The following is a 21,604-nucleotide window of genomic DNA, read 5'->3' on the forward strand; positions in this document are numbered from 1 at the left end:
TCAGCGCTCCACGATCGCGGTCACGCCCTGGCCGCCCGCCGCGCAGATCGAGATCAGGCCGCGGCCCGAGCCCTTCTCCGCCAGGAGCTTCGCCAGCGTCGCCACGATGCGCGCGCCGGTGGCCGCGAACGGGTGGCCTGCCGCCAGCGACGAGCCGTTGACGTTGAGCTTCGCGCGGTCGATCGGGCCGAGCGGGGCGTCCAGGCCGAGCCTGCCCTTGCAGAAGTCGGCGTCCTCCCAGGCCTTCAGGGTGGCCAGGACCTGGGACGCGAAGGCCTCGTGGATCTCGTAGAAGTCGAAGTCCTGCAACGACAAGCCCGCGCGGGCGAGCATCCGGGGCACCGCGTAGGCCGGGGCCGTCAACAGGCCCTCGCCGCCGTGGACGTAGTCGACCGCCGCGGTCTCGGTGAACGTCAGGTACGCCAGGACCGGCAGGTTCCGGGACGCCGCCCACTCCTCGCTCGCCAGCAGCACCGTGGACGCGCCGTCGCTCAACGGGGTCGAGTTGCCGGCGGTCATGGTGGCGCCCTCGCCGCGGCCGAAGACCGGCTTGAGCTTGGCCAGCTTCTCCACCGACGAATCGGGGCGCAGGTTCTGGTCCCGGGTCAGGCCCTGGAACGGGGTCAGCAGGTCGTCGAAGAACCCGCGGTCGTAGGCGGCGGCCAGCTTGTGGTGGCTCGCGGCGGCCAGGGCGTCCTGGTCCTCGCGGGCGATGCCCCACTCGCGGGCGGTGATCGCCGCGTGCTCGCCCATCGACAGGCCGGTGCGCGGTTCGCCGTTGCGGGGGATGTCGGGGACGACGTGCTTGGGGCGCAGCTTGGTGACGGCCTTGAGCTTGGCGCCGGTCGACCGGGCCCGGTTGAACTCCAGCAGCACGCCGCGCAGGTCCTCGTTCACGCCGATGGGCGCGTCGCTGGTGGTGTCCACGCCGCCCGCGATGCCGACCTCGATCTGGCCCAGCGCGATCTTGTTCGCGACCGCGATCACGGCCTGGAGACCGGTGCCGCACGCCTGCTGGACGTCGTAGGCCGGGGTCTCCGCGGACAGGGCGCTGCCCAGCACGCACTCCCGCACCAGGTTGAAGTCGCGGCTGTGCTTGAGCACCGCGCCCGCGACCACCTCGCCGAGCCGCTCGCCCTGCAACGCGAACCGGCCGACCAGGCCGTCCAGGGCCGCGGTGAACATGTCCTGGTTCGACGCCGTGGCGTAGGGGCCGTTGGAGCGCGCGAAGGGGATTCGGTTGCCGCCCAGGATGGCAACCCTGCGGATGTCGGCCATGTCGTCCTCCCGGTACGGGTGTGTGTTGTCCATATTACCTACTCGTCAGTAGACTTACTACTGAGTAGGGAGTGTGATGTGCGCATGGATCGCTACCAGTCGTTCGCCAAGTCCGGCTTCGGGCGTCTCGTCGTCGGCAAGCTCGGCCTGCCCAACCCGTACCCCCTGCGCCGGCACACGCCCGGGAAGCCCGCGCTGGACGGCCCCGTGCTGCTCGGCGGGAGCGGACGACTGGTCGAGCCGGTCGCCGAGGTGTGCGAGTCCATCGGGCTCGACGTGGTCACCGAGGCCAAGGAGAGCGAGCGGTACGCGGCCCTCGTCTTCGACGCCACCGGCATCGACACCACGGAGAAGCTGCGCGAGCTGTACGAGTTCTTCCACCCGGTGATCCGGTCGCTCGGCCCGTGCGGCCGGGTCGTCGTCCTGGGCACACCGCCCGCCGAAGCGGCGTCGCGGGTCGCGCAGCGCGCGCTCGAAGGGTTCACCCGCAGCGTCGGCAAGGAACTCAAGCACGGCGGGACGGCCCAGCTCGTGTACGTCGCCGAGGGGGCGGAGGGCAACTTCGAGTCCACCCTGCGGTTCCTGCTGTCCGGGCGCTCGGCGTACGTGTCCGGCCAGGTGGTGCGGATCGGCACCGGTCCGCTGGAGGTCCCCGACGACTGGGACAAGCCGTTGGCGAGCAAGGTCGCGCTGGTCACCGGGGCGTCCCGGGGCATCGGCGCGGCGATCGCGCAGGTCCTCGGGCGCGACGGCGCGCACGTCGTCTGCCTGGACGTGCCCGGCCAGGGCGACGAGCTGTCGGCCGTGGCCAACGAGGTGGGCGGGTCCACCCTCCAACTCGACATCACGTCGGCGGATGCCCCGAAGCGGATCGTCGAACACGTGACCCAGCGGCACGGCGGGGTCGACATCGTCGTGCACAACGCGGGCATCACCCGTGACCGCACGCTCGGCCGGATGGACGCGGGCCGCTGGAACGCCGTGATCGAGGTGAACCTGTCCAGCCAGGAACGGGTCAACCAGGCCCTTTTCGACTCCGGCGCGCTGCGCGCCAACGGCCGGATCATCGGTGTCTCGTCCATCGCGGGCATCGCGGGCAACGTCGGCCAGACCAACTACGCGACCACCAAGGCGGGCGTGATCGGCATGGTCGACTCGCTGTCCTCGACCGTCGCGGGCACCGGGGCCACGGTCAACGCGGTCGCGCCCGGGTTCATCGAGACCAAGATGACCGCCGCCGTGCCGCTCATGATCCGCGAGGCGGGTCGGCGGATGAACAGCCTGTCGCAGGGCGGGTTGCCGGTGGACGTGGCGGAGGCGATCGCGTGGTTCGCGCACCCGGCGTCCTCCGGCGTGAACGGCAACGTCGTGCGGGTGTGCGGGCAGAGCCTGCTGGGGGCGTGATGGGGAACCTGACCTGGCTGTACGCCAAGGCCGCGCTCACCGGGTTCACCCGGAAGGGGTCGACGCTGCCCGCGTCCTCGCGCGAGTTGCGGGTGGAGGTCGATCGGGAGCACCTGGCGGCGTACAACCGCGTGTGCGGGTTCGGGGTGCGCGACGAGCTGCCGGTGACCTACCCGCACGTGCTGGCGTTCCCGACGCAGATCGAGCTGATGACCGGGCCGGGGTTCCCGTTCCCGTTGCCCGGCTTGGTGCACGTGGCGAACCGGATCACGCGGGTGCGGCCGTTGCGGGCGGACGAGCCGCTGGACATGGCCGTGCGATTGGAGAACCTGCGCCCGCACGAGAAGGGCCGGCAGTTCGACGTGGTGTCGGCGGTGTCGGCGGGCGGCGAACAGGTCTGGGTCGACGTGTCGACATATCTCCGGATCGGCGGCGGGTCGGGCTCCGGGTCCGCGGAGAACGAGCGCGGTCTGGAGGAGCCGCCGGAGCCCACCGGCGTGTGGCGCGTCGGCGGGGACGTCGGCCGCCGGTACGCCGAGGTGTCCGGTGACCGCAACCCGATCCACCTGCACCCGCTGACCGCGCGCGCGTTCGGCTTCCCGCGGGCGATCGCGCACGGGATGTGGTCGAAGGCGCGCTGCGTGGCGGCGTTCGAGGGCCGGCTGCCGGGCGCGTTCACCGTGGACGTCCGGTTCAAGGCGCCGATCCTGCTGCCCGGGAAGGTGGACTTCTCCGCGTCGCCGACCGCCGACGGGTGGCGGTTCGCGCTGTGGTCGACGAAGCCGCACCTGGAGGGCGTGATCAGCCGCTAGTCCCCTTCTGGCGCCCGCCGTGAGGGCGGGTGCCAGATGTTGCCCTCGACCAGGTCGCCGAAGCCCATCCAGACCAGGTTCATCAGCCGGGCGGCGACGACGCCCGCGGGCTCGTCCGGGTTGTCCAGCCACCAGTCGGCGAGCGCCTCGGCCGCGCCGACCAGCGCGGCAGCCAGCGACTCGGCCTCCTTGTCGCCGGCGCGCGGGACGTTGGGGAAGTCCGCGGAGTGCACCAGCAGCGCGGCGACGAGGCTGATCGCCCGGCCGCGCATGTCGGCCAACTCCTGCGCGAACGGGCCGCCCTGGGAGGATGCCTGGCGGTGCAGGACCTGCCAGCTCGACCGGTTCTCCCCGACGAAACCGAAGAACGCGCGCAGGCCGCTCCACAGCTGGACGTCCGGCGGCTGGTCGGCCTCGACGCCGTTCGCGATGGCCTCCATCATCCGCGTGGACTCGCGGCGGATGCAGGTCGCGAACAGCTCCTCCTTGGAGCCCAGGTACGCGTAGAGCATGGGTTTGGAGATGCCCGCGACCTCGGAGATCTCGTCCATCGACGCGGCGTGGAAACCCAGCCGCGAGAAGACGTCCACCGCGGCGTCCATGATCTGCCGTTCGCGCACCGCGCGGGGCAGTCTCTTGGCTCGTCCGGCGCTGACCGGTTGCTCTGCGTGCATCGCACCCCCTGAAGGCTGGGCGCAAGATTACTCCGCGCTCCTTGCCAGCCTACCTACTCACCAGTAGTCTTACCGCCCAGTAGGTACGCGGAGGTGCCACCATGACCAACCTCACCACCGAGGCCATCGCCAAGCTGAGCCCGAAAGACCTGATCAAGGCGCTCCAGCAGGTCGACCCGGCCGACCCCGCGCTGCGCGAACTGGACATCGACGTCATCGCGCGCGGCATCGACCCCAAGAAGCTCGGACAGGACGAGTTCGCCGACCTCCTCGGCACCCTCGGTGACCTCGCGGACGCGGGCGCCGACCTCGACCTGGCCAAGATGGACCCGCAGAACTTCGCCCGGATCGTGTCACGCGCGTCCAAGGAGCAGATCGAGGCCGTCACCGCGCGCCCCGGCCTGCGCGAACGCGTGCTGGACGAGGTCTTCCGCCGCATGGAGGTCCACTTCCGCACCGACCGCGCCGGCGCCACGCGGGCCGTCGTGCACTTCCGCCTGACCGGCGGCGCATCCGGTGACGACGTCTACGAGGCCGTCATCGAGGACGCGAGCTGCACCATCAACAAGGGCGCCACCCGCGAGTCGCGGGCGACGGTCACCCTGGGCCCGGTGGAGTTCCTCAAACTGGCCACCGGCAACGCGTCCGCGCCCGTCCTGTTCATGACCGGCAAGCTGAAGGTCAAGGGCGACCTCGGTTTCGCGGCGGGTTTCATGAGCCTCTTCGACATCCCCAAGGCGTGACCGCGTTGTTCTCCTTGGAGCTGAACGAGGACCAGCGCGACCTGCGCGACTGGGTGCACGGCTTCGCCGCCGACGTGATCCGGCCCGCCGCGTCCGAGTGGGACGAGCGGGAGGAGACGCCGTGGCCGGTGATCCAGGAGGCCGCGAAGATCGGCCTGTACGGGTTCGAGGCGCTGGCGACGTGGTTCGCCGACCCGGTCGGGTTGTCGCTGCCGATCGCGGTGGAGGAGCTGTTCTGGGGTGACGCCGGGATCGCGCTGGCCCTCATGGGGACCGGGCTGGCGGCGGCCGGGATCTTCGCCTCCGGCGAGCCGGAGCAGTTGGCCGAGTGGGTGCCGGAGTGCTTCGGGACGCCGGACGAGCCGAAGCTGGCGGCGTTCTGCGCGTCCGAGCCGCAGGCGGGGTCGGACGTGGCCGGGTACCGGACGCGGGCGGTGTACGACGAGGCTTCCGACGAGTGGGTGATCAACGGGCAGAAGGCGTGGGCGACCAACGGCGGGATCGCCAACGTCCACGTGGTGACGGCCGTTGTCGATCCTTCGCTGGGTTCGAGAGGGCAGGCGGCCTTCGTGGTGCCGCCGGGGACGCCGGGGTTGTCGTCGCCGGGGAAGATCAAGAAGCACGGGATGCGGGCGTCGCACACGGCGGACGTGTTCTTCGACGACGTGCGGGTGCCGGGCCGGTGCCTGCTGGGCGGTCGGGAGCGCTTGGAGAAGCGCTTGGCGCGGGCTCGGGAGGGCGTGTCGGCCGGCGGCCAGGCGGCGATGGCGACCTTCGAGACGACCCGGCCGACGGTCGGCGCGATGGCGGTCGGGGTGGCGCGGGCGGCTTACGAGTACGCGCTGGCGTACGCGAAGGACCGCGAGGCGTTCGGGCGGAAGATCATCGAGAACCAGTCCATCGCGTTCGACCTGGCGAACATGAAGATGGAGATCGACGCGGCCCGCCTGCTGGTGTGGCGGGCGGCGTGGATGGGGCGCAACAACGTCCCGTTCACGGCGGGCGAGGGGTCGATGTCCAAGCTCAAGGCCGGCGAGGTGTCGGTGTGGGCTACGGAGCGCGCGATCCACATCCTTGGTGGGGCTGGGTACACGCGGGAACACCCGGTGGAACGGATGCACCGGGACGCGAAGATCTTCACCATCTTCGAGGGGACTTCCGAGATCCAGCGGTTGGTGGTGGCGCGGGCGATCTCGGGGATGCACATCCGGTGATGTGACAGGCGGGGGACGGGGCGAGGTCTTCCGGGCGCGGACAACCCCGCCCCTTCGCCTTCTCAGCCGCCGGCTTCGGAGAGCCACCTGCGTTCGGCGGTGGTGTCGGGGACCGGGGGCCAGTTGTTGATCTTGGCCAGCAGGGCCCAGTAGCGCTCTGCCCTGGGTTCGCCGAACTCGTCCAGCCAGCGGGACAGGTCGTCGCCTACCGGGACGCCCAGGACCTCGGACCAGCGGGTGTTGATCTCGGCGGCGATGTGGCGGCCTTCGGGGGAGGTTGGGGGGATGTCTGCCGCCAGGGCTTCGCGGGCCCTGGTCATGGCGTATTGGAAGACCTCCATCTGTTCGGCGCTGGGACCCGACAGGTCGGCGCCCTCGGCGCGCATTTCCTGGTGGCGGACGGACATCCTTCGGATGGAGGCTCGAAAGTCCTTGTCGCGCACCAGGTTGGCCAGTTCGATCCACGCCTCCAACTGTTCCGGCGTCGGGTCGTCGGGCAGTTCCACTCGAACCGAGCGCATCCGGTCGTGGAAGGTCGGGTCCAAGTCCAGGCCGCCGAAGACCTCGTCGAAGAAGTCGTCGAGGATCGCCTGGCGCTCCTCCTCCGACAGCCGCGCCAATTCGTGCACCATCTGCACCTCCCCGGTCCGGGCCACCACGCGCAGCACGGCCCGGCGCAGCCGGAGCGTGCGCAACTGCGCGTCGATGGCCTCCGCGTGCGTCCGGGCCACCTCGGCCACGGACACCTCGCTCGCCAGCACGCGGTGCGCGGTGGGCAGGTCGACGCCCAGGTCGCGCAGGGTGCGGACGAGCTTGAGCCGCGCCAGCCCGTCGACGTCGTAGGTGCGGAAGCCGCCCGTGGTCCGCCCCGCCACCGGGACCAGGCCCGAGTCGGAGTAGAACCGGATCGTCCTGGTGGACAGGCCGGTCAGCCGCGCCAGTTCGCCGATCGAGTAGTGCGTCACGCCGACCACCCTGAACTCTCCAGTTGCTGGAACTTCAACCGAATAACGCGATGATCCGGCACGATCACCACCCGTGCGCGCCTACCTCGACACCTACGGACCGGCAACGGCGGCGTTCGGGGCCACGGTGCTCGTGTTGTTCTTCCTGCGCGTCGCCCGGCACCTGGAGCGGGGCACGGAAACGCCCGACAAGGGGCCCAAGCCGGTGACGGTCGGCACGCGCGGGTCGGTGGGCGGGGCGGTGGTTGCTGGTGGCCGGGGTGACCGCGACCGCGACCGGGTTCGGGCTGCACTGGCTGCTGGGGCGGCCGCGGCTGCCCACGGCGACCAGTTTCACCACCACCGAGCTGCTGGACCTGCTCAAGATCGGGCTCGCGGTGGTCGGCGGGCTCGGTGCGGTGGTGGCGCTGGCGGTCGCGTACCGGCGGCAGCAGGTGTCCGAGGCCGCGCACCACATCGCGACCCGGCAGGAGGAGCGGGACGACGTCAAGCTGCTCAACGAGCGGTACGCCAAGGCCGCCGAGCAGCTCGGGCACGACAGCTTCGCCGTGCGGCTGGCGGGCGTGTACGCGATGGGCGCGCTGGCCGACGACTGGGAGCGGCAGCGGCAGACGTGCGTCGAGGTGCTGTGCGGTTACGTACGCCACCGTGGAGGAGTTCGCGGAAGCGTTGCGGCGCAAGAAGGACGCCGGAGGCCCGCAGGCCCCCGGCGTCGATCCTTCCTAGTACGTCAGCGCCACGCCCGGGTCGGACAGCAGGCGGCCCACGTCGGCCAGGAACTGCGAGCCCTGCTGGCCGTCGACGACGCGGTGGTCGAAGCTGAGCGCCAACTGGCACACCTTGCGCGGCACGACCTGGCCGTCCACCACCCACGGCATGTCGCGGATCGCGCCGAACGCGAGGATCGCGGACTCGCCCGGGTTGATGATGGGCGTGCCGGTGTCGACGCCGAAGACGCCGACGTTGGTGATGGTGATGGTGCCGCCGAGCATGTCGGCGGGCGCGGTCTTGCCGTCGCGGGCCGTGGTGGCCAGTTCGTCCAGCGCCACGGCCAGCTCGCGCAGCGACATCCGGTCGGCGTCGCGGACCTTGGGCACCACCAGGCCGCGCGGGGTGGCGGCGGCGATGCCCAGGTGGACGTAGTCCTTGTAGACGATCTCGTTCGCCGCCGCGTCCCACGTCGCGTTGACGTCGGGGGTGCGGCGGGTCGCCAGGACCACGGCCTTCGCGCAGAACGCGAGCGGGGTGAGCTTCACGCCGCGGAACTCCGGCGTGTCCTTCAGCCGCGCGCGCAGCTCCATCATCGGCGTGACGTCGATGGTCAGGAACTCCGTGACGTGCGGTGCGGTGAACGCGCTGTCCACCATCGCCTGCGCGGTCGCCTTGCGGACGCCCTTGATCGGCACGCGACGCTCCCGCGCGCCGGTCGCCACGGGGGCCGCGGCGGGCGTCACCGCGGGCGCGGCGACGGCCTGTTCGACGTCCTCGCGGGTGATGACCCCGTTCGGACCGCTGCCGGTCAGCGCGTACAGGTCGACGCCCAGGTCCTTGGCCAGCTTGCGGACCGGGGGCTTCGCCAGCGGCACGTAGCCGCCGGGCGACCGGGAACCGCTCGCGGCCGGAGCGGAGCCCGCCGGCGCGGGGCTCGTCGGGACAGCGGCGGCCGGTGCCACGGCAGCGGGTGCGGCGGGTGCCGGCGCGACAGCGGCCGGAGCCGGGGCGACCGGAGCAGCGGCGGCCGGAGCCGGGGCGGCCGGCGGGGCGACGCGGGGCCGGCGCTTGGCCGGGCCCGACTTCGGACCGTAGCCGACCAGGTTGGCCACCCGGCCCTCGGTCGCGTCCGGAGCCGTGCCGTTGATCGCCGGAGCGCCCGCGACCGGAGCCGGGGCCGCCGCGCCGGACGGGTCGACGTCGATGGTGATGATCGGCACGCCGACCTCCACCGTCTGCCCCACCTCGGCGAGCAGCTCGGTCACCACGCCGTCCCACGGGCACGGCAGCTCGACCGCCGCCTTGGCGGTCTCGATCTCCACGATGATGTCGTTGACCTTGACCGTGTCACCGGGCTGGACGTGCCAGGTGAGGATTTCAGCCTCGGTCAGCCCCTCCGCCGTGTCCGGCAGGGGGAATTGCTTGAACTGCGGCATCCCAAGTGTCCCCTTACCAGGCCAGTGAACGGTCGACGGCGTGCAGCACCCGGTCCAGGTCGGGGAGGAACTCCTCCTCGAGCTTCGACGGCGGGTACGGCGTGTCGAACCCGGTCACCCGCAGCACCGGCGCCTGCAGGGAGTAGAAGCACTCCTGCTGCACCTTGGCCGCGATCTCGCTGGTGATGGACGACTCGCTGGGCGCCTCGGACACCACGACCAGCCGGCCGGTGCGCCGCACCGACTCGTAGACCGGGGGCAGGTCCAGCGGGGACAGCGTGCGCAGGTCGATGACCTCCAGCGACCGCCCCTCCTCCTCGGCCGCCGCGGCGGCGTCGAGGGCGGTGCGGACCATCGGCCCGTACGCGACCAGGGTGGCGTCCGTGCCGGTGCGCAGCACGCGCGACTGGAACAGCGGCGAGGGCGCGGTGGTCGTGTCGACCTCGCCCTTCTCGTAGTACCGGCGCTTGGGCTCGAAGAACAGGATCGGGTCGTCGGACGCGATGGCCTGCTGGATCATCCAGTAGGCGTCGGCCGGGTTGGAGCACGACACGACCTTGAGGCCCGCGGTGTGCGCGAAGTACGACTCGGGGGACTCGGAGTGGTGCTCGACCGCGCCGATGCCGCCGCCGAACGGCACCCGGATCACCATGGGCAGCTTGAGCCGGCCCTGGGTGCGGAAGTGCAGCTTGGCGACCTGCGACACGATCTGGTCGAAGCCGGGGAAGATGAAGCCCTCGAACTGGATCTCGCACACCGGGCGGTAGCCGCGGATGGCGAGGCCGACGGCCGTGCCGATGATGCCCGACTCCGCGAGCGGGGTGTCGAGCACGCGCTGCTCGCCGAAGTCCTTCTGCAGGCCGTCGGTGATCCGGAAGACGCCGCCGAGCTTGCCGACGTCCTCGCCCATCACGATGACCTTGGGGTCGGCTTCCATCGCCGCGCGCAGGCCGTTGTTGATGGCCTTGGCGATGGTCATGGTCTGCACCGCGGCGGGGGCGGCGGACGTGGGTCGGTCCATCGTCGGAGCAGCCATCAGTGCTCACCTCCCGCGAAACCGGCGTGGTAGGCCAGGAACTCGTCGCGCTGCGCCTCGAGGACGGGGTTGCCCTCGGCGTAGACCTCGCTGAAGATCCGCTCGGCGGGCGGGTCGGGCAGGTTGACGCAGTAGTCGCGCAGCTCGATCGCGATCTGCTCGGCCTCGGCCTCGACGGAGTCGAAGAAGTCCTGGTCGGCCCACTGCTGCTTGACCAGGTGCACCTTGACCCGCTCGATGGGGTCCTTCAGCTTCCACAGCTCCAGCTCGTCGGAGAGCCGGTAGCGGGAGGGGTCGTCGGACGTGGTGTGCGCGTCCATGCGGTAGGTGAAGGCCTCGATGAGGATCGGGCCGTTGCCGTGCCGGCACTCGTCCAGCGCCCACCTGGTGACCGCGAGGGTGGCCATGACGTCGTTGCCGTCGACCCGGATGCCGGGGAACCCGTAGCCGCGCGCCCGCTGGTAGAGCGGGAGGCGGGACTGGCGCTCGGTGGGCTCGGAGATGGCCCACTGGTTGTTCTGGCAGAAGAACACCAGCGGCGCGTCGTACACCGCGGCCCAGACGAAGCCCTCGTGGACGTCACCCTGGCTGGTCGCGCCGTCGCCGAAGAAGACCATGGTGGCTTCGCCGTCGTCGTCGCCGACCTTGCCGTCGAACTTCTGGCCCATCGCGTAGCCGGCGGCGTTGAGCACCTGGTTGCCGATCACGATGGTGTACGGGTGGAAGCGGTGCTTCACCGGGTCCCACGTGCCGTTGTCGGTGCCGCGGAAGATGCCGAGCAGGTCCGTCGGCTTGACGCCGCGGCACCACGCGATGCCGTGCTCGCGGTAGCTCGGGAAGGCCATGTCGTCGGGCCGCATGGCCCGGCCGGCGCCGATCTGCGCGGCCTCCTGGCCCAGCAGCGGCACCCAGATGCCGAGCTGGCCCTTGCGCTGCAACGCGTTCGCCTCGCGGTCGACCCGGCGCACCAGGACCATGTCGCGGTACAGCCCGCGCAGCTCCTCGGCCGTGATGTCGATGTCGAAGTCCGGGTGGTGCACGCGCTCGCCCTCGGGGGTGAGCAGCTGCACCAGGTCGGCGCCGCCCTCGTCTGTCGCTCGCAAGCCTGCGATCACCTGTTCCGCGGTCGGTTTGGCGGCGGTCGCCGGTGGGCTGTCCGGCCCCGGGTGCGTCCATTTCTCAGGGGACGACATTGCGCCTTACTCCTCGTCTTCGAGGCCGCCAAGTCGCTTGTGACGACCTTGCGCGGCGGCACCGCCAGTCGCCGCCACCCTGGGTTGGGGAGGTCGGACAACCGTCGGCGCTGGCGGTGTTCCTATCCACATCCTGACACGCGCTCACCCGGCTTGGTGAGCCCCGTCCCACTTTGTAACAGTCGGCGCACCCTCCTGAACAGGGAGAACTGTAGGAAGCCCAATCTTCGGCAGTCCGACCGAGGTGTTCGTTTTGCGGACATCCGCGTCCCGGTTACCGATCGTTAACCACCGTCCGTACGCCGGTGAACACGTCCGGTCGGCTTCGACCCCCGCCGAAGAGCTGGGTCCTTCCCGGTCGGCAACGGTGGACGTCCGAAGGTCGGGTTTTCAAGGGGTTGCCCGGCTGGTGAACACGCCAACCCGTGATTGGATTCGACGTGTGGACCGTTCTGCGCTGACCCGTACCGTCCGAGGGCTCTGGGACGACGACATCCTCCCCAGCCTGTCCGAACTCGTCGCCGTGCCGGCGATCTCCCCGGCGTTCGACCCGGCCTGGGAGGAGCACGGGCACCTCGCCGCCGCGATCGAGCACGTGCGCGCTTGGCTGGTCGGTCGTGACCCGGGCGCGACCGTCGAGGTGGTCACGCTGCCCGGCCGGACGCCGTTGTTGCTGGTCGACGTGCCGGCAACGGCCGACACCCGGGACACCGTGCTGATGTACGGCCACCTGGACAAGCAGCCGCCGGTGGCGAACTGGTCCGAGGGCCTCGGCCCGTGGACGCCGGTCGTGCGGGACGGCCGCCTCTACGGGCGCGGCGCGGCCGACGACGGCTACTCCGGGTACGCGGCGATCGCGGCGATCGAGGCGGTGCGCGCGGCGGGTGGGCAGCACGCCCGGTGCGTCGTGCTGCTGGAGACCGGCGAGGAGTCCGGCAGCCCCGACCTGCCCGCCTACCTGGAGCACCTCAAGCCCCGGCTGGGCGAGGTGTCGCTGGTGGTGTGCCTGGACTCGGGCGGCAACGACTACGACCGGATGTGGCTGACCACGTCCCTGCGCGGGCTGACCCAGGTCACGTTCACCGTGCGGGTGCTGGAGAGCGGGATGCACTCGGGCATGGCCAGCGGCATCGTGCCCAGCTCGTTCCGGATCGCCCGGCAGCTGCTGGACCGGCTGGAGGACTCCGCGACCGGCGAGGTGCTGGTGCGCGAGATGCACGTGGACGTCCCGGAGAACCGGGTCGCCGAGGTCCGCGACGCGGTCGCCGCCGCGCCCGGCGTGCTGGCCGGGTCGGTGCCGTGGGCCGGGTCCACGGGTCCGATGGCGCAGGACGAGGTGGAGCTGGCGCTCAACGCCGGGTGGCGGCCGACCCTGTCGGTGACCGGCGCGGACGGCCTGCCCGCCCCGGACGACGCGGGCAACGTGCTGCGGCCGTTCACGACCCTGGTGCTGAGCTTCCGCCTGCCGCCGACCGCCGACTCGAAGGCGGCCCTGGACGCGGTGGTCGAGAAGCTGACCACGGACGTGCCCTACGGCGCGACGGTCGAGCTGTCGCGGGTCGAGCACGCGGACGGCTGGAACGCGCCCGAGCTGGCCCCGTGGCTGCGGGAGACCCTGGACCTGGTCGGCAAGGAGGTGTTCGACGCGCCGTGGCGGACGGTGGCGTTGGGCGGCTCGATCCCGTTCATGGGGCTGCTGCACGAGGCGTACCCGCAGGCCCAGTTCCTGGTCACCGGCGCGGTGGGTCCGGACAGCAACTGCCACGTGCCGGACGAGTGGCTGAACCTGGCCCACGCGGCCCGGATCACCGAGGGCGTCGCGCACGTCCTCGATTCACACGCCAAGCGCAAGTGACAGGCGGAAGCGGGCGAGCCGGCGGAGGTCGGCCGCCCGCCTCCACCCTGCCGCGGCGGACACGGACGAGCGTCCTCGTGCGCGGCTCGGGTGAGGAGGTCGCAGGAGCCGCCCACCCTCGGTAACGGTCCGTTGCCGGCGAGCAGCGACGCCGGGCGTGATCTGTGACCCTAACCCGTCGGTAACCGCTTTACTGGATCGATGCCGCACACTGGCCCGGTGAACGAGCAACGGCAGCAGGCCGAACGGGTGCGCTTGGGCGAGTCGGACTCGCCCACCGCTCCCTGGCGGCTCTGGGGTCCCTACCTCGCCGGGCGCCAGTGGGGCACGGTGCGGGAGGACTACTCGGCCGGCGGTGACGCCTGGACCTCCTTCCCGTTCGAGCACGCCCGCGCGCGGGCCTACCGGTGGGGCGAGGACGGCATCGCGGGCATCTGCGACGTGCACGGGTTCCTCAACCTCGGCATCGCCCTGTGGAACGGCCGCGACCCGATCCTCAAGGAGCGGTACTTCGGGCTGACCAACAACGAGGGCAACCACGGCGAGGACGTCAAAGAGCACTGGTGGGTCACCGACGGCACCCCCACGCACTCGTGGATGCAGGTCGTCTACCGGTACCCGCAGGCCGAGTTCCCCTACGCCGAGCTGCGCGAACTGGCCCGCAGCGCCGGTCGCAACGAGCGCGAGCCCGAGCTGTCGGACACCGGGGCGCTGGACGGGAACCGGTTCTTCGACGTCCAGGTGACCTACGCGAAGGCCTCGCCCATCGACATCTGCGTCGAGGTCACCGCCACCAACCACGGCCCGGACCCGGCCCCGCTGCACCTGCTCCCCCAGCTCTGGTTCCGCAACACGTGGGCGTGGGGCCGGGACGAGCGCCGCCCGTCGCTGCGCGCGTCGACCGAGGACGGCTGGCGGCGGGTCACCGCCGAGCACGCCGCGCTGGGCCGCTACACGCTGCACGTCGAGGGCACCCCGACGCTGCTGGTCACCGACAACGAGACCAACGAGGTCGAGCTGTTCGGGGCCGCCGAGAACCCCACCCCGTACACCAAGGACGGCATCGACCGGTACGTCGTGCGCGGGGAGAGCAAGGCGTGCCGGGTGGTCGGCCCGCACGACACCAGCGACCCGGGCACCAAGGCCGCCGCCTGGTACTCGTTCGACCCGGTCCAGCCCGGCGAGTCGGTGACCGTCCGGCTGCGGCTCATCGCGGGCGACGGGCACATCGACGCGTTCGGCCCGACGTTCGAGTCGACCGTGGAAGACCGGCGGCAGGAGGCGGACGCGTTCCACGAGACCGACCTCGACCCGCTGCGCGCCAACGTCGTGCGCCGCGCCCTGGCCGGGCTGATGTGGACCAAGCAGCACTACCGGTTCCGCACCCGGGAGTGGCTGGACGGCGACCCCGCGCAGCCCGCCGCGCCGAAGTCCCGGCAGTCGCCGCACGCCCGCAACGCCCACTGGCGGCACCTGGACGTCGCCGACGTCATCTCCATGCCGGACGAGTGGGAATACCCGTGGTTCGCGGCCTGGGACCTGGCGTTCCACACCGTGCCGTTCGCGCAGGTGGACCCGGCGTTCGCCAAGGAGCAGCTGCTCCTGCTGTGCCGGGAGTGGCTGATGCACCCCAACGGCCAGCTGCCCGCCTACGAGTGGGAGTTCGGCGACGTGAACCCGCCCGTGCACGCGTGGGCGGCGCTGCAGGTCTACCAGGTCGACCACGACCGGAAGTTCCTGGCGAAGGTCTTCCACAAGCTGCTGCTGAACTTCTCGTGGTGGGTCAACCGCAAGGACGCCGACGGCAGCTACCTGTTCGAGGGAGGGTTCCTCGGCATGGACAACATCGGCCCGGTCAACCGGTCGGAGCCGATGCTGGGCCAGTGGCGGCTGGAGCAGTCCGACGCGACCTCGTGGATGGCCGCCTACTCGCTGCACCTGATGCGGATGGCGCTGGAGCTGGCGCGGCACGACGAGTCGTACGAGGACGTGGCCACGAAGTTCGTGGAGCACTTCCTGAGCATCGCCGAGGCGTCCACCCGGTTCGGTTCGGGCAAGAGCGGGATCTGGGACGAGGCGGACGGCTTCTGCTACGACGTGGTGACCCGGCGGCTGCCGGACGGCACCGTGGAGTCGCAGCCGGTGCGGGTGCGGTCGATGGTGGGCCTGATCCCGGTGCTGGCGTGCGCGGTGCTGGAGCCGTGGGTGTTCGAGGAGCTGCCCGGGTTCACCCGGCGGCTGGAGTACCTGCTGGCCCGCCGGCCGGAGCTGAACCAGTTCCTGACCAGGCAGGACAACCGGGCGCTGCTGTCGCTGCTGGACGAGCGCAAGCTGCGCCGGGTGCTGGGCCGCATGTTCGACGAGAGCGAGTTCCTGTCCCCGCACGGCATCCGCAGCCTGTCGGCGGCGCACCGGGAGGGCCTGGAGGTCCAGGTGGCCGACCAGGAGCACCGGATGGGCTACGAGCCGGGCGAGTCCCGCACGCCCATGTTCGGCGGCAACTCGAACTGGCGCGGCCCGGTGTGGTTCCCGACCAACGCCCTGCTGGTGGAGGCGCTGCGGACGGTCGAGTCGTTCCACGAGGGTCGGTTCCACGTGGAACTTCCCACCCGGTCGACCCGGCACGTCACGGCCGGCCAGGCGGCGGACGAGCTGGTCAGACGGCTGGTGTCGCTGTTCCTGCCGGACCACGACGGGCGGCGGCCGGCGGACGGCAAGCGGATCGAGGCGACCGACTCCCCGCTGTGGCGATCACACGTCACCTTCAGCGAGTACTTCGACGGTGACACGGGCGAGGGACTCGGCGCGACGCACCAGACGGGCTGGACCGCGCTGGTCGCGTCGCTGTTGACAGATCGTCGTCAAACCGGCGCTCTGGGTGTATCTATTGTGTGATTTAGCCCAAACGCCTGAACATCTTGTGCTTGAAAGGCCTCTGTGACGCAAGATTCATGCGTCACTTCGGGCTGTAACACGCGCGTGCTGTGCACCACGTCACCCAAGTGGCAGTATGCCGAACACTCGACCGACACAGTTACGAGGAGTGACGCCGTGGCCCGTCGTACCAGGAACGTGCTCGCCTTGTTCCCCGCGATCGCCCTAGCGGTCGTGGTGGCGGGCTGCGCCGAAAAGGTCAACACCGGCTCGTCTGGGGACAGCGGGTCGAACAACATCTCCCTGGTCAAGAGCGGCAAGCTGGTCACCTGCACGCACCTGTCCTACAAGCCCTTCCAGTTCTCGGAGGGCGACAAGACGGTCGGCTTCGACGTCGACCTGGTGGACCTGGTGGCCAAGGAGCTGGGCGTCACCCAGGAGATCTTCGACACCCCGTTCGAGAACATCACCTCCGGCACGGTCTTCGCCACCAACGAGTGCGACCTGGCCGCCGCCGGCATGACGATCACCGAAGAGCGCAAGAAGGCGATCGACTTCTCGGACCCGTACTTCGACGCCTCGCAGGCCCTGCTGGTGAAGAAGGACTCGCCGATCAAGGACCTGCCCGACCTCAAGGGCAAGCGCCTGGGCGTCCAGCAGGACACCACCGGTGAGGAGTACGCCAACAAGAACGCCGCGGCCCACGGCTACACCGTCGTGGAGTTCGAGGACCTGCCGCTGATGGAGACCGCCGTCCGCACCGGCGCCGTCGACGCGGCCATCAACGACAACGGCGTGCTCTACGACTACGTCAAGGAGTTCCCGGACACCGCGGTGACCAAGGAGTTCGCCACCGGCGAGGCGTACGGCATCGGCATGAAGAAGGGCAACACCGCCCTCCAGGCCAAGGTCAACGAGGTGCTGAAGAAGGCCAAGGAGAACGGCGAGTACGACCGGATCTACGAGAAGTGGTTCGGCAAGAAGCCGGAGAAGAAGTGACCGGCTGAACCGCCCACGGGGCCGGTGCTCACGCCGCACCGGCCCCGGCTCTTGTCCGACCCCCTGCTAGGAGTGCCGAGAGAAATGGCCATGTCCAAACGCCGGCGGGCGATCATGTTCCGCCGGGCGCAGTACGCGCTGCTGATCGTGATCGTCGCGCTGATCGCGGTGTTCGCGGACTGGGAAGACATCCGCCGGTCGTTCTTCAACGTCGACACCGCGGCCAAGATGTTCCCGACCGTCATCCAGACGGCCCTGGTGAACACCATCATCTACAGCGCATTCGGCTTCGCGATCGGCCTCGGCCTCGGCCTGCTGCTGGCGCTGATGAAGCTGTCGCCGGTGGCGCCCTGGCGGTGGATCGCGACCGCGTACATCGAGTTCTTCCGCGGTGTGCCGGCGCTGCTGGTGTTCGTGGCGCTGAGCGTGGCGGTGCCGCTGGCGTTCGGCCTCAAGTTCGACATCAACTCGACCGCGGGGCTCGCGCTGGGCATCGTCGGGTCGGCCTACATCGCCGAGACGATCCGCGCGGGCATCCTGGCGGTGCCCAAGGGCCAGATCGAGGCGGCGCGGTCGCTGGGCATGTCGCCCGGCCGGACCCTGGTGACGGTGACCATCCCGCAGGCGTTCCGGATCATCCTGCCCCCGCTGACCAACGAGCTGATCATGCTGATCAAGGACTCGTCGCTGATCAGCGTCGTGGGCCTGACCGCGGCGGACTACGAGCTGACCAAGTTCGGCCGGGAGACGCTGAGCCGGTCCCCGTCGCTGACGCCGCTGCTGGTCGCGGGCCTGTGCTACCTGATCATCACGCTGCCGCTGGGCCACCTGTCGCGGCACTTGGAGAAGCGGACGGGCGGCCGGAAGATCGGCACGCCGGAGTCGACCGGGCTGGGGGTGTCGGCGTGAAGTCGTCCGACGTGGTGACCGACGTCGCGGTGGAGATCACCGGGCTGAAGAAGTCGTTCGGGCCGCTGGAGGTGCTCAAGGGCATCGACGTGTCGGTCGCGCGCGGCGAGGTCGTGTGCATCATCGGGCCGTCGGGCTCGGGCAAGTCGACGCTGCTGCGGTGCGTGAACCTGCTGGAGGAGCCGACCGACGGAAAGATCGTCGTGAACGGTGTCGAGCTGACCGACCCGGACTGCGACATCGACGCGGCCCGGACGCGGATCGGCATGGTGTTCCAGGGGTTCAACCTGTTCTCGCACCTGAGCGTGCTGAACAACCTGACCGTGGCGCAGCGGAAGGTGCTCAAGCGCGGCGAGAAGCAGGCGCAGGAGATCGCGCTGCGCAACCTGGAGCGGGTCGGGCTGTCGGAGAAGGTCAACGCGATGCCGGCGCAGCTGTCCGGTGGGCAGCAGCAGCGGGTGGCGATCGCTCGGGCGCTGTCGATGGACCCGTCGGTGATGCTGTTCGACGAGCCGACCTCGGCGCTGGACCCCGAGCTGGTCGGGGACGTGCTGGGCGTGATGCGGGCGCTGGCCGACGAGGGCATGACCATGCTCGTGGTGACGCACGAGATGCAGTTCGCGCGCGAGGTGGCGGACCGGGTGCTGTTCATGGACGGCGGGTACGTGGTCGAGGAGGGCCCGGCGGCGCAGGTCATCGGGGACCCGCAGCACGAGCGGACGAAGTCGTTCCTGGCACGCGTGCTCGACCCGACGCACCAGGGGCCTTCGGCGTGACGTCGCCCACGGCCGCTTTCGCCATGAGCGCGGCAGGCCGGCGGCCTTCGGCGTAACTTTCCGCTTTTTGGCGCGTTCGCTTGCGGGCGATCTTGGTCTGCCCCCATTGTCGATCACATGACCGAGACGGGGGCGCGCGGGCTGGACGTGTTCGACCCCAGCCCGCCGCGCGCCTACCGGATGCCCGCGGCGGACGTGCTGCGCGGGTTGGGCGAGGGCGCGTTCCGGCTGGGGTTGCGGCGGCCTTCGGTGCCACCGGTGATCCGGGTGGAGGACCGGTTCCTGACCGGGGTGCTCGACCTGCGGGCGGTGGAGCTGAACTACCTGCTGGAGTTCGTGCGGTGCCGGTTCGAGGAGGTGCCGGACCTGCGGCAGGGGCGGTTGGCCGGGGTGGTGTTCTCCGGGTGCCGGTTGCCGGGGTTGTGGGGGCGGAACCTCAGCAGCGCCAACGAGGTGTCGTTGTCGGGGAGCACGGTCGAAGGGCTGGTGGACCTGACCGACGCCGACATCGCGGGGTCGTTGGTGTTGCGCGATGCCCGGTTGGTTGCGCCGACTCCCGGTGGCCTGGCGCTGCACGCCGATCGCGTGAAGCTGGCCGGGGCGTTGCTGGCGCAGGGGGTTTCGGTCTCCGGTGAGCTGCGGATGGCCGGGGCTCAGGTGGGCGGGAACTGCAATTTCTCGAGTGGGTCGTTGAACAATCCCCATGCGCACTCGGTGAACGCGACCGGAATGCACGTGGGCGGGAACCTGTTGTTCAACAATTCTACGATCTTCGGCACGGTGCTGCTGGCGAACGCGCGGGTGGACTCGGCGTTGACTCTGCGGGGTGCGTCGGTGGCGGCGGGGAAGGTCGACGAGGAGGCGGGGCTGGACCCGCACGCGGACCCGACGTCGACGGTGGTGCTGGACCGGGTGACGGTGGACGGGGACGTGCAGCTGGACCGGGAGTTCAGCAGCGCGGGGACGGTCCGGATGGTGAACGCGCGGCTGGGCGGGACGTTGTCGCTGTCCGGCGGGCACTTCGACGCCGAGGACCACGCACTCGGGGACGGCGTTGATTCGGCTGAGGCAGCGGCCGAGTCGGGCAGTGACGAGCCTGATGGCGGTGAGTCGGACGGCGCCGAGCCGGGCAGTGCCAAGTCGGCCGGTGCCGAGCCGGGCGGCGACAACCAAGCCGGCGCCGGGCCGAGCAACGTCAAGCAAGCCGGCGCCGGGCCGGGCAGTGGTGAGCCGGGTGGGAACGGGTTCGGTGGCGGGGCGGCTGGTGGTGGGGCCGGGAGTTCCGGGTGGGTGGCTCGGGTGGAGGCTGCTCGGACTGCCGCGGCGGGACTCGCCGGCACCGTTCGCGCGAGGGTGGGTAAGGAGTCGGGAGAGACGGCGCCGGTGCGTGCCGAGAGCGCGTTGGAGCCCAGCGAACCGGTCGCCAAGAAGGCGGGCGCGGCCTCCGGCCCCCGTCTCCATCGTCTCATGGGGGACCGACAGAGCGGTGGGGAGCGGGTTGCGGAGCCCACTGGGTTCGGGCGGGCGTTGCACCTGGACGGGGCTCAGGTCGGTGGGGACCTCATCGCTCGGCAGGCCTTCGTGCGGGGGCAGATCCGGATGGTGGATCTTCAGGTCAAGGGCAGTCTGACCTTGGACGGGTCCGCGTTGGACAACCCTCGGGCGGATGCCGTTCTCGGGAACCGGTCGAACATCGGGAGCAATCTGACTGCTCGCGAGGTCGAGGTCGCGGGTGGGTTGGAGCTGCGAGGGGTGCGGATCGGGGCGAATCTCGACCTCCGCGGCAGTCGGATCACGCAGCCCGGGCGGTATCGGCACATGCCTGCGGGCAAGCCCTCGCTGGACGTGGGTGGGGCGGTCATCGGGCGGGATTTGATCTGTGCGGGCGGGGCGAAGGAGTTCGTGGCGCACGGGGGTGTGCGGGCTCGGCGGGCGCAGGTCGGGCGGATGGCCAACTTCAGCGGGGCGGTGTTGGGGGACAAGCTCGACAGCCATGCGCTCAACGCGCTGGGGCTCCAAGTTCAGGAACTCGTCCTCACGCCTGTCAGTCCGCCGCGCGGCGACGTCACCCTGCGCCAGGTCCGCTGCACCTCGCTCGACGACAACGAGAACTTCTGGTCGGCCACCGGCTGGATCGACCTCGAAGAGTTCCGCTACGACTCCCTGCGCAACCCGATCGACCTGCGCGACGACGACGAGGTCGACCGCCGCCTCCGCTGGCTCCGCCAGGCCATGCGGCGCGCCTACCGGCCCGGCCCGTACGACCAGTTCGCCGACATGCTCCGCGCGTGCGGCAACGACGAGCACGCCGCCACCGTCCTGGTCGAGAAGCAGCGCCTGCGGTACCGGGCGGTGGCCGAGGGGCGTCGGTGGCTGCGGCCGCTCGTCCTCCTCTGGAGCTGGTTGCAGCGGTCGATGGTCGGGTACGGGTACCGGCCGGCTCGCGCGCTCGCGTGGCTCGTGGTGTCCTGGGTGTTGGGCAGTGTCTGGTTCTCCGTCGGCGAGCCGCTGGAGGTGATCAACTCCGATGACCGCCTGCCGTGGAACCCCTGGCTGTTCACGATCGACCTGGTGGTGCCGATCGTCGACTTCGGCAACAAGAACCGGTGGCAGCTGGCCGGGGCCTCCCAGTGGATCGGGGCCGGGTTGATCGTCACGGGGTGGGTCCTGGCCACGACGGTCGCGGCCGGCCTCACTCGGATGCTCAAGCGCTGACCGCGCAATT

General features: G+C 70.6%; 16 protein-coding genes. 10 read left to right on the forward strand and 6 right to left on the reverse strand.

The window, feature by feature from the left end:
* The gene (locus RIN75_RS01425) at nt 1–1,278 is read right to left on the reverse strand and encodes an acetyl-CoA C-acetyltransferase (RefSeq protein WP_309110418.1); all 1,278 of its coding nucleotides are present in this window, start codon (nt 1,276–1,278) and stop codon (nt 1–3) included.
* Nucleotides 1,279–1,362: 84 nt separating this feature from the next.
* On the opposite strand from RIN75_RS01425, the gene RIN75_RS01430 reads away from it, so the two are divergent.
* Nucleotides 1,363–2,682 (forward strand): 3-oxoacyl-ACP reductase, encoded by a 1,320-nt coding sequence (locus tag RIN75_RS01430; RefSeq protein WP_309109882.1) that lies wholly within the window; start codon nt 1,363–1,365, stop codon nt 2,680–2,682.
* The gene (locus tag RIN75_RS01435) at nt 2,682–3,494 is read left to right on the forward strand and encodes a MaoC/PaaZ C-terminal domain-containing protein (protein WP_309109883.1); all 813 of its coding nucleotides are present in this window, start codon (nt 2,682–2,684) and stop codon (nt 3,492–3,494) included. The genes RIN75_RS01430 and RIN75_RS01435 overlap by 1 nt, the downstream gene beginning before the upstream one ends.
* Here the strand turns inward: RIN75_RS01435 and RIN75_RS01440 are convergent.
* The gene (locus RIN75_RS01440; RefSeq protein ID WP_309109884.1) at nt 3,491–4,168 is read right to left on the reverse strand and encodes a TetR/AcrR family transcriptional regulator; all 678 of its coding nucleotides are present in this window, start codon (nt 4,166–4,168) and stop codon (nt 3,491–3,493) included. The genes RIN75_RS01435 and RIN75_RS01440 overlap by 4 nt on opposite strands.
* A 101-nt stretch (nt 4,169–4,269) precedes the next feature.
* On the opposite strand from RIN75_RS01440, the gene RIN75_RS01445 reads away from it, so the two are divergent.
* Complete coding sequence (locus tag RIN75_RS01445; protein WP_309109885.1) at nt 4,270–4,911, forward strand: SCP2 sterol-binding domain-containing protein; 642 nt, start codon at nt 4,270–4,272, stop codon at nt 4,909–4,911.
* Nucleotides 4,908–6,125 carry an acyl-CoA dehydrogenase family protein gene (locus RIN75_RS01450; RefSeq protein ID WP_309109886.1) on the forward strand — a complete coding sequence of 406 codons (1,218 nt, stop codon included), beginning with the start codon at nt 4,908–4,910 and terminating at the stop codon, nt 6,123–6,125. The genes RIN75_RS01445 and RIN75_RS01450 overlap by 4 nt, the downstream gene beginning before the upstream one ends.
* Before the next feature lie 62 nt (nt 6,126–6,187).
* Here the strand turns inward: RIN75_RS01450 and RIN75_RS01455 are convergent, their stop codons facing one another.
* The 4 genes from RIN75_RS01455 to pdhA form a co-directional block, all read right to left on the reverse strand.
* The gene (locus RIN75_RS01455) at nt 6,188–7,090 is read right to left on the reverse strand and encodes a MerR family transcriptional regulator (RefSeq protein WP_309109887.1); all 903 of its coding nucleotides are present in this window, start codon (nt 7,088–7,090) and stop codon (nt 6,188–6,190) included.
* Between the two features lie 722 nt (nt 7,091–7,812).
* Nucleotides 7,813–9,237: a dihydrolipoamide acetyltransferase family protein gene (locus RIN75_RS01460; protein WP_309109888.1), complete on the reverse strand. Its 1,425-nt coding sequence runs from the start codon at nt 9,235–9,237 to the stop codon at nt 7,813–7,815.
* 13 nt (nt 9,238–9,250) lie between these two features.
* Complete coding sequence (locus tag RIN75_RS01465; protein WP_309109889.1) at nt 9,251–10,273, reverse strand: alpha-ketoacid dehydrogenase subunit beta; 1,023 nt, start codon at nt 10,271–10,273, stop codon at nt 9,251–9,253.
* Nucleotides 10,273–11,466, reverse strand: a complete 1,194-nt coding sequence (gene pdhA, locus RIN75_RS01470; protein WP_309109890.1) for a pyruvate dehydrogenase (acetyl-transferring) E1 component subunit alpha — start codon at nt 11,464–11,466, stop codon at nt 10,273–10,275. Before pdhA ends, RIN75_RS01465 begins: the two co-directional genes overlap by 1 nt.
* Before the next feature lie 442 nt (nt 11,467–11,908).
* On the opposite strand from pdhA, the gene RIN75_RS01475 reads away from it, so the two are divergent.
* The 6 genes from RIN75_RS01475 to RIN75_RS01500 all read left to right on the forward strand — a co-directional run bounded on the left by RIN75_RS01475 (nt 11,909) and on the right by RIN75_RS01500 (nt 21,594).
* Nucleotides 11,909–13,321, forward strand: coding sequence for a M20/M25/M40 family metallo-hydrolase (locus RIN75_RS01475; RefSeq protein WP_375295884.1), 1,413 nt, complete (start codon nt 11,909–11,911; stop codon nt 13,319–13,321).
* A 219-nt stretch (nt 13,322–13,540) separates the two neighbouring features.
* Nucleotides 13,541–16,216 carry a glucosidase gene (locus RIN75_RS01480; protein ID WP_309109891.1) on the forward strand — a complete coding sequence of 892 codons (2,676 nt, stop codon included), beginning with the start codon at nt 13,541–13,543 and terminating at the stop codon, nt 16,214–16,216.
* Nucleotides 16,217–16,372: 156 nt separating this feature from the next.
* The gene (locus RIN75_RS01485) at nt 16,373–17,194 is read left to right on the forward strand and encodes a transporter substrate-binding domain-containing protein (protein WP_309109892.1); all 822 of its coding nucleotides are present in this window, start codon (nt 16,373–16,375) and stop codon (nt 17,192–17,194) included.
* A gap of 84 nt (nt 17,195–17,278) precedes the next feature.
* Entirely contained in the window at nt 17,279–18,103 is an 825-nt protein-coding gene (locus RIN75_RS01490) for an amino acid ABC transporter permease (RefSeq protein WP_309109893.1), read from the forward strand.
* A 14-nt stretch (nt 18,104–18,117) separates the two neighbouring features.
* On the forward strand, nt 18,118–18,879 hold the full coding sequence (locus RIN75_RS01495; RefSeq protein ID WP_309110420.1) for an amino acid ABC transporter ATP-binding protein: 762 nt from the start codon (nt 18,118–18,120) through the stop codon (nt 18,877–18,879).
* A gap of 117 nt (nt 18,880–18,996) precedes the next feature.
* Entirely contained in the window at nt 18,997–21,594 is a 2,598-nt protein-coding gene (locus RIN75_RS01500) for a hypothetical protein (protein WP_309109894.1), read from the forward strand.
* Nucleotides 21,595–21,604 lie beyond the last annotated feature (10 nt).

The organism is Saccharothrix sp. (assembly GCF_031180885.1).
Lineage (GTDB): Bacteria > Actinomycetota > Actinomycetes > Mycobacteriales > Pseudonocardiaceae > Actinosynnema.

What these genes read in the sequence shown, in the direction of transcription:
- RIN75_RS01425 (WP_309110418.1), bottom strand. Translation starts at nt 1,278, where the DNA reads ATGGCCGACATCCGCAGGGTTGCCATCCTGGGCGGCAACCGAATCCCC.
- RIN75_RS01430 (WP_309109882.1), top strand. Translation starts at nt 1,363, where the DNA reads ATGGATCGCTACCAGTCGTTCGCCAAGTCCGGCTTCGGGCGTCTCGTC.
- RIN75_RS01435 (WP_309109883.1), top strand. Translation starts at nt 2,682, where the DNA reads ATGGGGAACCTGACCTGGCTGTACGCCAAGGCCGCGCTCACCGGGTTC.
- RIN75_RS01440 (WP_309109884.1), bottom strand. Translation starts at nt 4,168, where the DNA reads ATGCACGCAGAGCAACCGGTCAGCGCCGGACGAGCCAAGAGACTGCCC.
- RIN75_RS01445 (WP_309109885.1), top strand. Translation starts at nt 4,270, where the DNA reads ATGACCAACCTCACCACCGAGGCCATCGCCAAGCTGAGCCCGAAAGAC.
- RIN75_RS01460 (WP_309109888.1), bottom strand. Translation starts at nt 9,237, where the DNA reads ATGCCGCAGTTCAAGCAATTCCCCCTGCCGGACACGGCGGAGGGGCTG.
- RIN75_RS01465 (WP_309109889.1), bottom strand. Translation starts at nt 10,273, where the DNA reads ATGGCTGCTCCGACGATGGACCGACCCACGTCCGCCGCCCCCGCCGCG.
- pdhA (WP_309109890.1), bottom strand. Translation starts at nt 11,466, where the DNA reads ATGTCGTCCCCTGAGAAATGGACGCACCCGGGGCCGGACAGCCCACCG.
- RIN75_RS01490 (WP_309109893.1), top strand. Translation starts at nt 17,279, where the DNA reads ATGGCCATGTCCAAACGCCGGCGGGCGATCATGTTCCGCCGGGCGCAG.
- RIN75_RS01500 (WP_309109894.1), top strand. Translation starts at nt 18,997, where the DNA reads ATGACCGAGACGGGGGCGCGCGGGCTGGACGTGTTCGACCCCAGCCCG.